The organism is Halogranum roseipondis (assembly GCF_059695585.1).
On sequence record NZ_CM185235.1, the window covers coordinates 3529104 to 3542987 of the forward strand.

Sequence of the window (13884 nt, forward strand, 5' to 3'; positions counted from 1 at the left end):
TGCAATGAGTGACATCGAGACCACCACCGTCAGCGAAGAGGGGTTCGGATGCAACAGTCAGGTCGGCGACTTCGACATGTCGATCGACGCCACGGGTGAGACCGGCCCGGACCCGAACTCCGCGCTCGTCGCGACGTACGCCTCCTGTTTCCTGCCCGCCTTCCGCGTCGGCGGCCAGCAGCGCGGTGAGGACGACCTGGGCAAGATCCAGATCGACTCCAGCGCCGACCTCGACGACGACGACGATCTGACGGCCATCCGCTTCGACATCCACGTCGCGGCCGACCTCTCCGACGAGGAGTTCGACGAGATCGTCGAGCGTGCCGAGGACATCTGCCACGTCCACAGCGCGCTCCGCGAGGGACTCCACGCCGACATCACCGTCCACGGCGACGCGTTCTAACCGGACGCCGTCGACGCAGTTCACCGATTCTTTGGCCGTCGCTCGACCCGACAGCGACGCCGAAAAGCAGCGTTATCGTCGGTAGCTTCGATACGTCATCGCCTGGCCGTCGACGATGACGACCTCGCGCTCCTCGTCGTCGTAGCTCGGCGACTGCTCCACCTCGTCGCGGAAGGCGTACGGCGTGTCACGTTCTTCCATACCACGGCTATGTGGGGTGGTGGTATAAATACCTTCGTCAGACACCTGATAGACGAGTGAGCGAACGGCGACGTTCGAAGACGACGTCCCGAGACTCGCTTAGTGTGACTGAATTAGAGTCGGCTGAAATCAATCAAGTATGAGTCGGTTTGGACGAGTTCTCCATCTACTAGACACGCCTTATCGACTCCTTTGTCAAATTGACCGTTCGTATTCTCGTCGCTGAAGGCGACCACCTGCACCCAGTGCTTCCCGGAGAGGGGTGAGTCTAGCATGATTTTGTCACCGTCAACGTGCTCACCGCTGTCATACTGATTCTCGATCTGATTTACCCCCGCGACGTTTCCATCGACGTAGGCAACCAAAAGAAAGCTCGAATTCGGTGGGGTGTAGTAACCGACACGAACGACGTCCGGGTCCCAAACATCCTCGTTGTTGAGTTCCCACAACCCGACCCAGAGGTCATCGTCACAAGCGACTCCAGAAGATGTGAGATTCGCTGGTGTGACCGGGTCAGACGAAGGCGTGTGTTTAGTGGTCGTCACCGTGTCACTGTCAGTGTCTGGTGTATTGTGGGATGTGGGCGGATTGCCGTTCCCAATACAACCAGCGCTGACGAGGAGCAGAACTAATACAATGTGGAGGGTGTGACGCATTGGATGTTTGAAATCATAATTGTGGTTTGACAAATACTTTCTCGCTCCCAATTACTACAAACCCAGTCAGAGGTTCCCTTCCTTCGCACACCAGTGCTGAACATACACTCTCTATCCAGCACGCCGACGCTGACGACTCCCCGAGAGTAGACTGAGCGACCGTCTGAATCCGTTTGCTGATCCCGATCAGATCCGCCCCGTGAGCTTTCGCAGAGACGGCGACCCTCGTGACAGCGCGCGGCCGACCGCCCGGACGGTGCCGACCAGCGTCAGCAGCCAGACGAGAAGCGCGAACCAGCCCCAGTACCGCGGGACGACCACGAGCGGTCTGAACGCGTTGACGCCGGCCAGGTTGACGGTGCAGGCCGCGTACATCCCCATCGGGAAGACTCGCCCCCACGCGAGCGGGTTGTACGAGTGGAGACGTCGCCCGAAGCCGAGTCGGGACCACGGAAGCGCGAGCACCCACGCCGGCGGTCGACCCTCGGCTCCGGTCGTGAGGAACTTCCACACGTCGAGCGCCAAGAGCAGGGGGATCCACCAGGAGGCGATCGCCCACGCGAGGAACGTCACGCCGATCGTCATCTGGACGTACGGTTCCCAGGGGGGGAACGCCGACAGACGGGGGCCGAGCGTCGCCCCCGCCAACGTCGTGATCGCCGCCGCCCCCATCAGGATCCAGTACGGCCCCGTCCAGTCGTCCGGGTCCATCCGCCCCTCCAGGAGCCGGTAGGTGACGATGGCGGCGACGACGAAGTAGAGCACGTATCCCGACCCCCAGTACGCCATACTGACGACGACGATCCCCTCTGCGTAGGCCGGGAGGACGTCCGAGAGGAGACCCCCGAGGACGGCCAGCGACTGCATGCAGACGATGATCAAGAGGAACGCACCGTCGATTCGCTCGCTAACGTCCGACTCCCAGGTGCCGATGATCTCGGTCGCGAAGAGATAGTAGAGCAAGAGCGGGCACACCGCAACGGTCGTCAGCCAGAGCGCGGTCGCGACGGCGACGCGGTCCGAGAAGAGGAGCAGCTGTGCCCCCACGGTGTTCGTCCCGACGACGAAGGTGAGCGCCCCCCAGTGGCGACTGCTGTCCCGGAGCTCGGCGACGACCTGTCCGGGGAACAGTCCGACCTTCACCGCGAAAAGCGCGAGCAGGAGGCCGTAACACACGACGTTGAACGCCGCGAGCGTCTCGGCGACGACGCGACTGCCGAGGTCGTGGAAGGCGATGGAGATGATCCCGGTCGACATGACGAGGCCGAAGTACGCCGGGTCGAGCCGCCGGATCGTCTCGTCGAAGCGGCGATCGGCCGACGGGTCTGCAGACTCGAGTGCACTGTCTCCGTCGTGGACGTCGTCGATCATGGCCAACGTGGGTCTGTCAGTCGCTCCTCCGGCCGGCCGCAAATGACTGTCGCTACGTATCGTCGCCGACGCCGGACGAAAAGAGACGACAGCGCAGTCGGTCGCCGACTGTCAGTCGTCTGCGGCCGCAGGCTGGCCGTGCTGTATCTCGGTGCCGAGCAGGTCGAGGAACTGCGCCAGCCACTCGGGGTGGTCCGGCCACGCCTGCGCGGTCACGAGGTTGCCGTCGGTCGTCACCTCGTCGACCCACGAACAGCCGGCGGCCTCGACTTCCGGCTGGACGGCGGGGTAGGCGGTCATCTCGTAGCCGTCGAGGACGCCCGCGGCGGCGAGGATCTGCGGGCCGTGACAGAGCGAGGCGACCGGCTTGTCCGCCTCGAAGAAGTGCCGTACCGCGTCGAGCACCGCGTCGTAAGTGCGGAGGTACTCGGGAGCGCGGCCGCCGGGGACGACGAGCGCGTCGTAGTCGGCGGGGTCGACCTCGTCGAACGTCGCCGTGAGTTCGAAGTCGTGTCCGCGTTCTTCGAGGTAGGTCTGGTCGCCACGGAAGTCGTGGATGGCCGTCTTCACCGTCTCGCCTTCCTCCCGCTCGGGGCAGACGGCGTGGACCTCGTGGCCGACCGCCTGCAGTGCCTGAAACGGCACCATGATCTCGTAGTCTTCGCCGAAGTCGCCGACGATCATGAGGATCTGCTGTCCGGACATGGCGTTCGAATCGTCTCGCCGAGAACCCATAACCGTACCTCCGGTAGCGGCGTCCCGTGGGTCGGCGCGTCGCGTCGGCCCGAGCCGGCCCGGTCCGAATCGGCCCGGAAGGGAGTCCAGTCAGCCGACGTCGGCGCGTCGATGCCAGTCGGTCGGCATCGCCCCGGGTCGGTCGTCTCCGGCAATCTCGGAAGCGAGTTCGTCGACCGCTCAGTCGTCGAGCACCGTTCCGAGGTCGGCGACGGAGTCCAACACGTAGTCCGGTTGCACGTCCGACTCGTTCAGCGTCCGCTCGTCGGTGACGCCCGTCCGGACGAGCACCGTCGTCATCCCCGCGCGAGCGCCGAGTGCGATGTCGGTGTTCAGTCGGTCGCCGACGACGAGACAGTCGGCCGCGGGGACGCCGAGGTAGTCGAGCGCCAGCGACCGGGCGTACGCGTCGGGTTTGCCGAGCACGCGGTCGGGGTCGCGCTCGGCGACGCCCGCGACGGCCCGGATGATCGCGCCGGAACCGGGCACCAACCCCTCGTCGGTCGGGATGGTGACGTCGGGGTCGGTGCCGACGAACGGGACGCCGTCGTCGAGCGCGTAGAGCGCGGCCGTCAGTCGGTCGTAGCTGAACTCGCGGTCGATGGAGACGACGACCGCCTCGGCGGCGTCCGGGTCGTCGACGACGGACAGTCCGGCGTCGACCACCTGTTCGTGGAACCCCGACTCGGCGACGAGAAACAGCGCGTCGTCGGCGTGGTGGTCGCGGAGATACGACACCGTGACCGTCCCCGAGGTCATCACCTCGTCGGCGTCGACGGCGAGCCCGGCGCGGTCGAACCGTTCGACGTACGCCGCCGGCGCTTTCGTGGGGTTGTTCGAGAGGAACAGTCGTCGGAGACCGGCGTCGTCGAGCGCGTCGAGCGCCTCGCGTGCGCCGGGGATCGGGGTGTCGCCGCGGACGACCGTCCCGTCGACGTCGAGCACCACACCGCGATAGGTCATTGGAGGTCGTAGGGAGGGCGACGGATTGAAGCTTGCCCACCGGAAGGGGACAGTCGTCCAGCGAACGGACGGTTCGGCGAACCAAAGAACGAATAGCCAGCGCCCCTCAGAGCGTCGTAGTGACGAACACGCAGCTGACGCACATCCAGATCGACAACTACGGCCCGTGGACGGTGACGCCGGAGCCACGGAGAGAGATGGACCTCCAGACGCTCCAGTCGCGGCTGTTCGCGGATCTCGCGCAGTTCGTCGGCGGGCGCGGCGGGTACGTCTTCTTCACCCGCTTCGACAACATGGTCGCCGTCACGAACGGGCTGGACCGACGGGACCACGAACTGCTGCAGGAGTCGGTCGGCAACCGCTATCCGGTGACCCTGAGTCTGGGCGTCGGCGTCCACGAGACTCCCATCGAGGCGCTCGAGACGGCGACGGCGTACGTGCAGGCCGCCGGGAGCGCACAGGACAGCACGCGACGCGAGGTGCTCGCCGGCGACTTCCACGCGGGCGACGCGGCCGACGACCTCCACGTCGCCCACTTCGACGTCGACGACGCCACCGGCAAGTACACCGACCGCCTCAACGAGTTCGACACGTTCATCCGCATCGAGCAGGGGTACGCGGCGCTCATGCGGTACATGCGCGAGGAGCACGGCGCGCTCTCCTTCTTCGTCGGCGGCGACAACATCATCGCCGTCTGTCCGGAGCTCTCCACCCAGCAGTACGCCACCGCCATCGACGCCGTCGAGGAGTCGGTCGGCGTCGAACTGAAGGTCGGCGTCGGCACCGCGGCGACGCCCCACGAGGCCGGGTTCGCCGCGAAGCACGCTCTCGAAGACTGCCGGCACCGGGGCACCGCCGTGGAGTTCGCCGGTGCGGCCGACCACCCGATTCCGGACACCGACTGACGATGCCCGCCCGGTCGCTCTACTTCACCGCTCCCGGCGAGGTGCGCGTCCGCGAGCGACCCGTCCCCGCTCCCGCCTCGGGCGAGGTGCGCGTTCGGACCGACGTCTCCGGGGTGAGTCCGGGTACCGAACGACTCATCTATCGGGGCGACGCGCCGACGGGTCTCTCGGCCGACGCCTCGATCCCGAGTCTCCAGGGCGACCTGGACTACCCGCTGCAGTACGGCTACGCGGCCGTCGGAACGGTGACCGCCGTCGGCGACGGCGTCGACGACCGCTGGCTCGACCGGACGGTGTTCGCGTTCAACCCCCACGAGAGCCACTTCCTGGCCGACCCCGACGACCTGCATCTCGTCCCCGACGACTGTTCGCCCGAGACGGCGGCGCTCCTCCCGAACGTCGAGACGGCGCTGAACTTCGTGATGGACGGCCGCCCGATCGTCGGCGAGCGCGTCGCTGTCTTCGGACAGGGCGTCGTCGGATTGCTCACGACGGCGATACTGTCGACGTTCCCGCTGGAGCGACTGGTCACCGTCGACACCGTCGCTCGCCGCCGGGAGCTGTCGCGGTCGTTCGATGCGGACGAGAGTCTCTCGCCGGACGGGATACGAGAGGTGTTCTCGGCCGCGGATCCGTCTGCCGACGCCGACGTGCCGACGGGCGCGGATCTCGTCTACGAACTCTCGGGGGACCCCGCGGCGCTCGACGACGCCATCGACGTCACCGGTTACGACGGCCGCGTCGTCGTCGGGTCGTGGTACGGCGAGAAGCGATCCGACCTCGCGCTCGGTGGGCGGTTCCACCGGAGTCGGATCGATATCCGGAGCAGTCAGGTGAGCACCATCGACCCCGCGCTTCGCGGTCGGTGGACCGCAGAACGGCGGTTCGAACAGGCGTGGCAGTGGCTCTGCCGACTCGACGTCGACCGCCTCGTCACCGACCGGTTCGCGCTCGGCGACGCCGCCGACGCCTACCGTCGCCTCGACACCGACCGCGAGCGGACCGTGCAAATCCTCTTTACCTACGGGCAGTGATGGACGGGACATGTATCGCGTGACCGTCGAGCGCTCGTTCGTCGCACAGCACTTCCTGACGGTGCCCGACCCCGGTCCCGAGGGAGACGTCCACTCCCATCGGTTCACGGCCGAGGTGGGGTTCGAGGGACCGGAACTCGACGAGTTCGGCTACCTCGTCGACATCGACGCGGTGAAGGCGGCGATGACGACAGTCATCGACCGCTATCGGGACACGACGCTCAACGACCACGAGGGGTTCGCGGGAGAGAACCCGAGCGTCGAGCGGTTCGCACGGATCTTCTGTGAGGCGGTCGTCACCGAGGTCGACGCCGACGTCCCCGAGCGCGCACGAGTCAGACTCTGGGAGGACGACGAGGCGTGGGCGAGCTACGAGACCGCCCTGTGAGCGACTGATGCGCGTCGGTCTCGTCGTCTACGGCGACCTCGACACGCGCTCCGGCGGCTACGTCTACGACCGACAGCTCGTCGACCACCTCCGGGAACTGGGCGACGAGGTCGAACTGTTCTCGCTGCCGGAACGGCGGTACGGTCGGGCGTTCGCACAGAACGTCGATCGGTCGTTCCGCCGCCGTCTCCGTGCGGCCGACCTCGACGTGCTTCTCGAAGACGAACTGTGTCACCCCTCGCTCGTCTGGACCAACCGTCGACTCGACCTCGACGCCCCGGTCGTCGCGCTCGTCCACCACCTCCGGTCGGCCGAACGGCGCGCCCCCTGGAAGAACAGGCTCTATCGCCGGGTCGAACGACAGTACCTCCGGGGCGTCGACGGCTACGTCTACAACAGCGAGACGACCAGATCGACGGTCGCGGCGCTCACGGAGCCGTCGCCGGGGGTCGTCGCCTATCCTGCCGGCGACCGCTTCGGCCGAACGCTCTCGCCGGAGACAGTCCGCGAGCGGGCGCGAGCATCGACGCTCCGCGTCGTCACGCTCGGAAACGTCACTCCACGGAAGGGGATCCACACGCTCGTCGAGGGGCTGAAGCGGACGCGGGGCGACTGGACGTTGACCGTCGTCGGCGACGACGCGGCCGACCCGGCGTACACGACGCTTCTCCGGCAACGGATCGAGCGACTCGGCGTCGCCGGGTCGGTCACCTTCACGGGGCGACTCGCGGACGACGACGTCGCCGACGTGCTCGCGCAGAGTCACGTGCTGGCGATGCCGTCGACCTACGAGGGGTTCGGCATCGCGTACCTCGAGGGGATGGCGTTCGGACTGCCGGCGGTGGCGACGACGGCGGGCGGAGCCGCCGAACTGGTGACGGACCGCGTGAACGGACTGCTCGTCGAACCCGACGATCCGAGCGCCGTCACCGACGCACTCGCGCCGCTGTGTCGCAACCGCGAGCGACTCGTCAGACTGAGTCTCGCGGCGCTCGACCGACACCGGTCGCATCCCACGTGGCGCGAGACGGCCGAGACGGTGCGAGCGTTCCTCCGAACGCTCGTCTAAGCGTGCAATACATTCTTTGTTTAGCTACTATATTTTTATCCGATAGATAAAAGCGGATAGAAACACAACGAGCGGTATGGGCGTTCCGGAACCAGATCTCGCTCCGGAGTCAGAGTTCCGGTTACTCGTCGAGCAGGTCGAAGACTACGCGATATTTCTGCTCGATCCGGACGGCCGGGTCGTCACCTGGAACGCCGGCGCAGAACGGATCAAAGGGTACACCGCAGAGGAGATACGAGGGAGACACTTCTCGACGTTCTACCCCGAAGAGGCCCGCGAGCGCCGCCTCCCCGAACGTGAACTGGCCGTCGCCGCCGACGAAGGACGGGCCGAGGATTACGGCTGGCGCGTCCGAAAAGATGGATCGCGGTTCTGGGCACACGTCGTCATCACCTCGCTCTGGCGGGACGGCGAGCTGTGCGGCTACAGCAAGGTCACCCACGACTTGGCCGAACACCGGCGGGTCGACGAGATCCTCGACCGCATCAGCGACGCAGTCGTCGCCTTCGACGAGCGACTCCGGTTCACCTACGTGAACGACCAGGCGACGGCGCTCCTCGGGCGGCCCGAGGAGGAGCTCGTTGGCCGGTCGCTCACGGAGCAGTTCCCGACGATCGAGTCGACGAAGATACACGACGAGTTGTTGCGAGCGCTCGAGAACCAGCGACCGACGGACTTCGAGCACTACTCGGAGCTGCTTGACCGCTGGATGGACGTGCGGATCTACCCCTCCGACAGCGGTCTCTCGGTCTACGTCCAGGACGTCTCCGAACGGAAGGAGCAACACGAACGCCTTCGCGAGGAGAAGGCGCTCGTCGAACGGATTCTCGAGGTGAGTCCGATGGCGATGGCCGTCTTCGACGCGACGGGAACGGTCGTCCAGAGCAACGCACGGGCCGAGGCGTTGCTCGGCGAGGAGGGACGGCCGCTGTTGGGCCGCAGTCTGGAGGAGACGGAAGGGACGCTGTACGACGAGCAGGGCGAACCGCTGTCGCTCGAGGACTACCCGACGCGGAGAGTGCTCGAAGAGGGGCAAGCGGTGCTCGGCTACAAACACGGGGTCGAACTGGAAGACGGGACGGTCCGCTGGCTCTCGACGAGCTTCGCGCCGATACGGAACGAGAGCGGCGACGTCGTCCGGATGGTCGTCGCCGCCGAAGACGTCACCGACCTCAAGCGAAGCGAACAGCTGTTGCAACAGCAGCAGGCGGAGCTCGACGAGACGATCGCCGAACTCGAACGGTCGAACGCCGAACTGGAGCAGTTCGCCTACGTCGCCTCCCACGACCTCCGGGAACCGCTGCGGATGGTGTCGAGCTATCTCGAACTGCTCGAACGGCGGCACGGCGAGACGCTGCCCGAAGAGGCGATGGAGTTCCTGCAGTTCGCACTCGACGGGTCGAAGCGACTCCAGCGGATGATAAACGACCTACTGGCCTACTCGCGAGTCTCACGGGAGTTCGACGACGTGGAACCGGTCGACTTCGAGTCGGTCGTCGACCGCGCGAAGGAGAACCTCACTGTCAGTATCGACCGGACGAACGCCGAGATCACGAGCGACGACCTCCCGACCGTCGAGGGGAGCGAGACGCTGCTCGTCCAACTGCTGCAGAACCTGCTGAACAACGCGATCAAGTACTCGGAGGGGACACCGCGGGTCCACGTCTCGGTCGAGCGGCGAGACGACGAGTGGCGGTTCGCCGTCGAGGACGAGGGTATCGGACTCGACCCCGAGGAAGGAGAGCGGATCTTCACGCTCTTCTACGGAAACAGCGTCGACGGCGCCGGGATCGGTCTCGCGATCTGTCAGAAGATCGTCGAGCTCCACGAGGGAGAGATCTGGGTCGAGTCGACGCCGGGAGAGGGGGCGACGTTCTACTTCACGCTCCCCCGTAGATGACGGTCGTGTCGACGCCGAGCAACCGGTTACCACGTCGAGCGACCGTCCGCTTCTTGCCCGACCGGAGACGATACTCGCGGCGTACGCACTGCTCGACGGTGATCAAAGGGTACCGACGGTTCCTGGTCTACCGACGGTTCGCGGTCGGTACGGGCTGATCGAAACACCCGGCTACGCGGTCGACGTATCGGCTTGCACCTGATTCTCCCACTCGCGCCGTTGGTCCAACTTCTGCCGCCCGAGGTCGGTCAGGTGGTAGTAGTTGGTTCGCCGGTCGAGTTGGCCCTTCTCGACGAACCCGCTCTCGACGAGGTGATCGAGGTTCGGATAGAGCCGACCGTGTTTGATCTGTTGTCCGAAGTCGCGCTCGAACCGTTCTTTGATGTCCTGTCCCGATGGGTGGTCGAGTCCACTGATGACGTACAGTAGGTCACGCTGGAACCCGGTGAGGTCGAACAGCATACTTCCACAGTACGTCCTGCGAGAGCATAGCAATTGTCAATAGTATACAATATCTGGAGCGTCTGCTACTGCAGAAGGACCCTTTTTAACTTCTTTCTCGCTGAAACGTTCGCCGTCGGCGTCGGACGACTCCCCCGAGGCGGACGACGGCGACGGAGCCGGGCTCTCTCGCGGCGTTCGACGAGTCGAGTCACGCACCCGGGAAACCGTCCGGTCGCGTGAGAGTGCGACGAGAACCGCCGACGAGACGCTCGACTCGCGAGCACACCGGACGCTCACCGTGTGAGTTCGCAAGGAAGTGGGGTCGGAGGGATTTGAACTTGGCTCGCTCCGCTCGCCAATTCACCCGACCCCACACGGCTCGCTCCGCTCGCCGCACCCGACATCGGACGCGTCGGCCTCTTGCCCCCAGACAGAGACCGACGATGACACAACCAGCAGTCGAACTCCCCCCAGAACAAGCCGCACAGGACTTCAAACAGCACGCCGAAAACGAATACGCCAAAAGCACCTACCGAGACTACAAATACCTCTTGCGGATGTTCACCGAGTTCTGCCGAGAACACGACATCCAAACGATGGACCAACTCAACGGTTACCACCTCCAGCAGTTCCGCATGGAACAACAAGCACGAGACATCAAACCGCTGACCCTCAAAAACTACCTCTCCTACCTCCGGCAATTCCTCTGGTGGTGCGAACAATACGACATCGTCACAGCCGGACTCGCCGACAAAGTCGTCCTCCCCGACCTCGACAACGAAGACGTTGTCAGCAAAAAGATGCTCCCGCGCGACCGCGTCGAAGACATCCTCGACTACCTCCACACCTACGAATACGCCACCCGACGGCACGCCACCTTCCAACTCATGTGGCACACCTGCATCCGCATGGGGACCCTCATCGCCATCGACCTCGAAGACTACCACTCCAAAGAAGGATACATCGAAATCCGACACCGGCCGGAAACCGGAACCACCCTCAAAAACGACAAAGCGGCCGAGCGAGAACTCAACCTCAACGACGCCATGCGAGACGTCCTCGACGACTACATTGCCAAGCACCGAGACGACGTCGTCGATGACCATGGACGAAACCCGCTATTCACCACACCGACAACCCGTCTCTACCGAAGCCTCCTCCGAAAAGACATCTACGCGATAACCCGACCCTGCCACATCGGACGCGACTGTCCCTACGACGACCGAGAACCCGAGACCTGCGAAGCGACGAAAAAGAAACAGGCCTCAAAATGCCCCGGCTCAATGAGTCCACACCCACTTCGCCGATCAGCAATCACATTCCACCTCGACTGCGACTGGCCAAAAGAGAAGCTCTCCGAACGAGCCAATGTCTCGGTCACAGTCCTGACCAAGCATTACGACCGTCAGACAGAACGCTCGAAGCGCCAGAACCGAAAGCGGTTCCTTGACAACCTCGACTGATCTCCCAATCTTCTATTGCGACACGGTGTTTTCAGACCGTGATGACTCGACCGGGTTTTGATCCGGAGATGGATCATACTGACTGAAAAATTCAATTACGAGAGAATTGATATATAGGCTCTCAACACGACCGGTGAAATCGAAAAGGGTCGATATTCCCACCTGAAATAGGAACAACAAAAAAGTAATTCCGATTGCTAATACAAGTGTGTAGGAATCAGATATTAGAGACAGGAAAGTTATTGTCACAGATATTGAGAGCACCGCAACCCTCGAATTTTCATAAAAGGTAAACATGGTCTGATACCGCTTCGTCTGACTGGACATAGTTGGCTCCACCCGGATTAATAACAAATTGTAAAGATCGTGTGTATCTTGGAAATCTTCACTTAGGCCGAACTCATCCCTAAGCTCCTGTAAGAAATCACGATCTGTCTGAGAATATATCGAGAGTGTATCAGATATTGTCTTTTTAAACTTGGTGTCAAAAATCTCAATCTCCCGCTCCCGCATCCACCGATCAATTATCCCCAAATGAGTTGGGTCTCGATCTTCGGTATATAAAATTCGGCCAAATACACCGGGAACTGGAATCATATTTCGACGCATCAGATCAATTCCCTCTCCCAATACGAGAGCGGTAATCCCGCACATCACTAACCCGATAGTGGAATCTGCGTATGACAAAACCATCTTAAAATCGCCTGCTGGAATGAGAGTGCCGATGATGAAGATGCTACCGGGAACAATCCGAGTTAGTAGATCATAGAGGCCAAATCCGATTGGAGTACGTCTTTGGACCATCAAGAATGTATTTACTACCGATACTTATGAAATCTGCTTAAACGCTCAGTAAGGTAGCAAATACCCCGTACTGACAGCGCGTGGTGACGGTCGGAAAAAGCCCTGTTGGGCAATGACGGTTAGTCCATTTTCATATTTAGACCAAACCGGTCGTGGTAGGCAACAAACAAGAGAACGAGACATATAAACATAAATATACCGAGATAAATATTACCACGAAGCTGCGCTCCCTCACCGTGTGAATATATAATTGTCGACACACTTATCATATTTAAAGTACAAATAGTAAACATGAGCCTCAAACCCTCAAAACAGGCGGCAGTTCTCGTCCAAGAACGAATCTATGAGGCCATCGCCCACGAAAGGATCTCCGAACCCGAACGCCGCGAACTGATCGAGTTCAGCGACGAAATCGACAGCTACCTCTCGGGTTAACCGTAAGTAGACCAACAGCAACCGCCGTCCGCCCAGTCAATATATTTAACCGACACACGAATCCCGATATTGCATGAAGGTCATCGACGCCAAGCTCTATTCCTTCATAGGGAACATCAAACTGGCATTACTGGTTGATGAAGACATCCCTGACCGTAGTGAGTTCAGATTTGACCACAAGGGTGACTACTGGTATGCTGAGAAGAATGGATACGTCGAATACTTCGTTGAGGGGTCGGGTAATGGGGTAAGTCGCACAGTTACGACCGTCGATGGTGAGACGCGGTCATTCGGTGGTGTTGGCGCGGGGCGTGCCTCCGTATTGAACCGAGAAGGGCTTGGGCCATATGTTGATGTCAAAATCACCGATAACGAGGAATACTACGAACGTGGCTCAGGCAGCATGAAGAAAGCGACAGTCACGCTGGATGTGGCAAAGGAAGCTGCTAAACTCGCAGATGCCGAGTTGGTTCGAGAAGAAAGCGAAGACGGTGAAATCAAGTGGGTTCCAAAGCCGGTGGATGCGTAATTCCACGAGACTGGGTAAGCACCCTTAGAAGGAATATTTTTTATCCCAGATGGGAAACTGGTTCATAATCTATGACTCGAACTGTTAACATCGAAGTATATTGCGACAATGCGCCAGATGGTGGAAAGGACGTATTTGGCGTTCTCTCAGAACACCGCCCAGACCTTCCAGACCCCTTCGATTCTGACTTACAGCAATGGGTACAGGACAACTTTAGTCACCTCAAGGAAGGCGAGTCAATTGAAAAGGCCGGTGAGATGGAGTACGAGCCAAATGGCGAGATCATAGAACTTCGTAGGAAAGAATAGTATGTCTGGAAATGACGTTGATGTTGGAGATTGGGAAGGAGCATTGGGTCCTCAGTCCCGTCGTGACCCACTATTTTTCGAGCTAAAGCGCAAGGGCGACAAAGTTCGACTTATTGGCCCCTCACCCGGTGACTCGTATGAGTATGACCGAGACGAATTTGAGCGCCTTGTCAACGAAGGTGAATGGATATTAGCCAACGATGATTGGCAAAATGAAGTGTATATAACCCCGGACGGGAAATGTCCGTACTGATTGAATAGGCAGACTTTTGTCAC

General features: G+C 61.8%; 17 protein-coding genes. 10 read left to right on the plus strand and 7 right to left on the minus strand.

From position 1 onward, the window contains the following. Positions 1-4: 4 nt before the first annotated feature. Entirely contained in the window at positions 5-403 is a 399-nt protein-coding gene (locus tag EOHIBHHM_RS18405; protein WP_497253184.1) for an OsmC family protein, read from the plus strand. A gap of 72 nt (positions 404-475) precedes the next feature. Here the strand turns inward: EOHIBHHM_RS18405 and EOHIBHHM_RS18410 are convergent, their stop codons facing one another. The 5 genes from EOHIBHHM_RS18410 to EOHIBHHM_RS18430 form a co-directional block, all read right to left on the minus strand. After that, the gene (locus EOHIBHHM_RS18410) at positions 476-604 is read right to left on the minus strand and encodes a hypothetical protein (protein ID WP_497253186.1); all 129 of its coding nucleotides are present in this window, start codon (positions 602-604) and stop codon (positions 476-478) included. Positions 605-717: 113 nt separating this feature from the next. Continuing rightward, a complete protein-coding gene (locus EOHIBHHM_RS18415) occupies positions 718-1260 on the minus strand; it encodes a hypothetical protein (RefSeq protein WP_497253188.1) in 543 nt (180 codons plus the stop codon). Positions 1261-1446: 186 nt separating this feature from the next. Next, complete coding sequence (locus EOHIBHHM_RS18420) at positions 1447-2631, minus strand: tellurite resistance/C4-dicarboxylate transporter family protein (protein WP_497253190.1); 1185 nt, start codon at positions 2629-2631, stop codon at positions 1447-1449. A 111-nt stretch (positions 2632-2742) separates the two neighbouring features. Then, on the minus strand, positions 2743-3336 hold the full coding sequence (locus EOHIBHHM_RS18425) for a DJ-1/PfpI family protein (protein ID WP_497257052.1): 594 nt from the start codon (positions 3334-3336) through the stop codon (positions 2743-2745). A 210-nt stretch (positions 3337-3546) separates the two neighbouring features. Beyond that, positions 3547-4329 carry an HAD-IIA family hydrolase gene (locus tag EOHIBHHM_RS18430; protein WP_497253192.1) on the minus strand — a complete coding sequence of 261 codons (783 nt, stop codon included), beginning with the start codon at positions 4327-4329 and terminating at the stop codon, positions 3547-3549. A 119-nt stretch (positions 4330-4448) separates the two neighbouring features. On the opposite strand from EOHIBHHM_RS18430, the gene EOHIBHHM_RS18435 reads away from it, so the two are divergent. The 5 genes from EOHIBHHM_RS18435 (at position 4449) to EOHIBHHM_RS18455 (ending at position 9625) form a co-directional block, all read left to right on the plus strand. Next, on the plus strand, positions 4449-5234 hold the full coding sequence (locus EOHIBHHM_RS18435) for a GTP cyclohydrolase III (protein WP_497253194.1): 786 nt from the start codon (positions 4449-4451) through the stop codon (positions 5232-5234). 2 nt (positions 5235-5236) lie between these two features. Continuing rightward, positions 5237-6268: a zinc-dependent alcohol dehydrogenase gene (locus tag EOHIBHHM_RS18440; RefSeq protein ID WP_497253196.1), complete on the plus strand. Its 1032-nt coding sequence runs from the start codon at positions 5237-5239 to the stop codon at positions 6266-6268. A 10-nt stretch (positions 6269-6278) separates the two neighbouring features. Further along, positions 6279-6656, plus strand: coding sequence for a 6-pyruvoyl trahydropterin synthase family protein (locus EOHIBHHM_RS18445; protein ID WP_497253198.1), 378 nt, complete (start codon positions 6279-6281; stop codon positions 6654-6656). A gap of 7 nt (positions 6657-6663) precedes the next feature. Beyond that, positions 6664-7725 carry a glycosyltransferase family 4 protein gene (locus tag EOHIBHHM_RS18450; protein WP_497253200.1) on the plus strand — a complete coding sequence of 354 codons (1062 nt, stop codon included), beginning with the start codon at positions 6664-6666 and terminating at the stop codon, positions 7723-7725. Between the two features lie 76 nt (positions 7726-7801). Beyond that, positions 7802-9625, plus strand: coding sequence for a PAS domain-containing sensor histidine kinase (locus EOHIBHHM_RS18455; RefSeq protein WP_497253202.1), 1824 nt, complete (start codon positions 7802-7804; stop codon positions 9623-9625). Positions 9626-9796: 171 nt separating this feature from the next. Here the strand turns inward: EOHIBHHM_RS18455 and EOHIBHHM_RS18460 are convergent, their stop codons facing one another. Beyond that, on the minus strand, positions 9797-10084 hold the full coding sequence (locus tag EOHIBHHM_RS18460; protein ID WP_089824692.1) for a PadR family transcriptional regulator: 288 nt from the start codon (positions 10082-10084) through the stop codon (positions 9797-9799). Positions 10085-10512: 428 nt separating this feature from the next. Between EOHIBHHM_RS18460 and EOHIBHHM_RS18465 the strand changes: the two genes are divergently transcribed. After that, positions 10513-11532: a tyrosine-type recombinase/integrase gene (locus EOHIBHHM_RS18465; protein ID WP_497253204.1), complete on the plus strand. Its 1020-nt coding sequence runs from the start codon at positions 10513-10515 to the stop codon at positions 11530-11532. A 12-nt stretch (positions 11533-11544) separates the two neighbouring features. On the opposite strand, the gene EOHIBHHM_RS18470 is transcribed toward EOHIBHHM_RS18465, so the two are convergent. After that, complete coding sequence (locus EOHIBHHM_RS18470; RefSeq protein ID WP_497253206.1) at positions 11545-12336, minus strand: hypothetical protein; 792 nt, start codon at positions 12334-12336, stop codon at positions 11545-11547. A gap of 291 nt (positions 12337-12627) precedes the next feature. Between EOHIBHHM_RS18470 and EOHIBHHM_RS18475 the strand changes: the two genes are divergently transcribed. From EOHIBHHM_RS18475 to EOHIBHHM_RS18485, 3 genes are all read left to right on the plus strand, one after another. After that, on the plus strand, positions 12628-12771 hold the full coding sequence (locus EOHIBHHM_RS18475) for a hypothetical protein (RefSeq protein ID WP_497253208.1): 144 nt from the start codon (positions 12628-12630) through the stop codon (positions 12769-12771). Positions 12772-12844: 73 nt separating this feature from the next. Beyond that, on the plus strand, positions 12845-13300 hold the full coding sequence (locus EOHIBHHM_RS18480) for a hypothetical protein (RefSeq protein ID WP_497253210.1): 456 nt from the start codon (positions 12845-12847) through the stop codon (positions 13298-13300). A 71-nt stretch (positions 13301-13371) separates the two neighbouring features. Next, entirely contained in the window at positions 13372-13608 is a 237-nt protein-coding gene (locus EOHIBHHM_RS18485; RefSeq protein WP_497253212.1) for a hypothetical protein, read from the plus strand. The last annotated feature ends 276 nt before the right edge of the window (positions 13609-13884 follow it).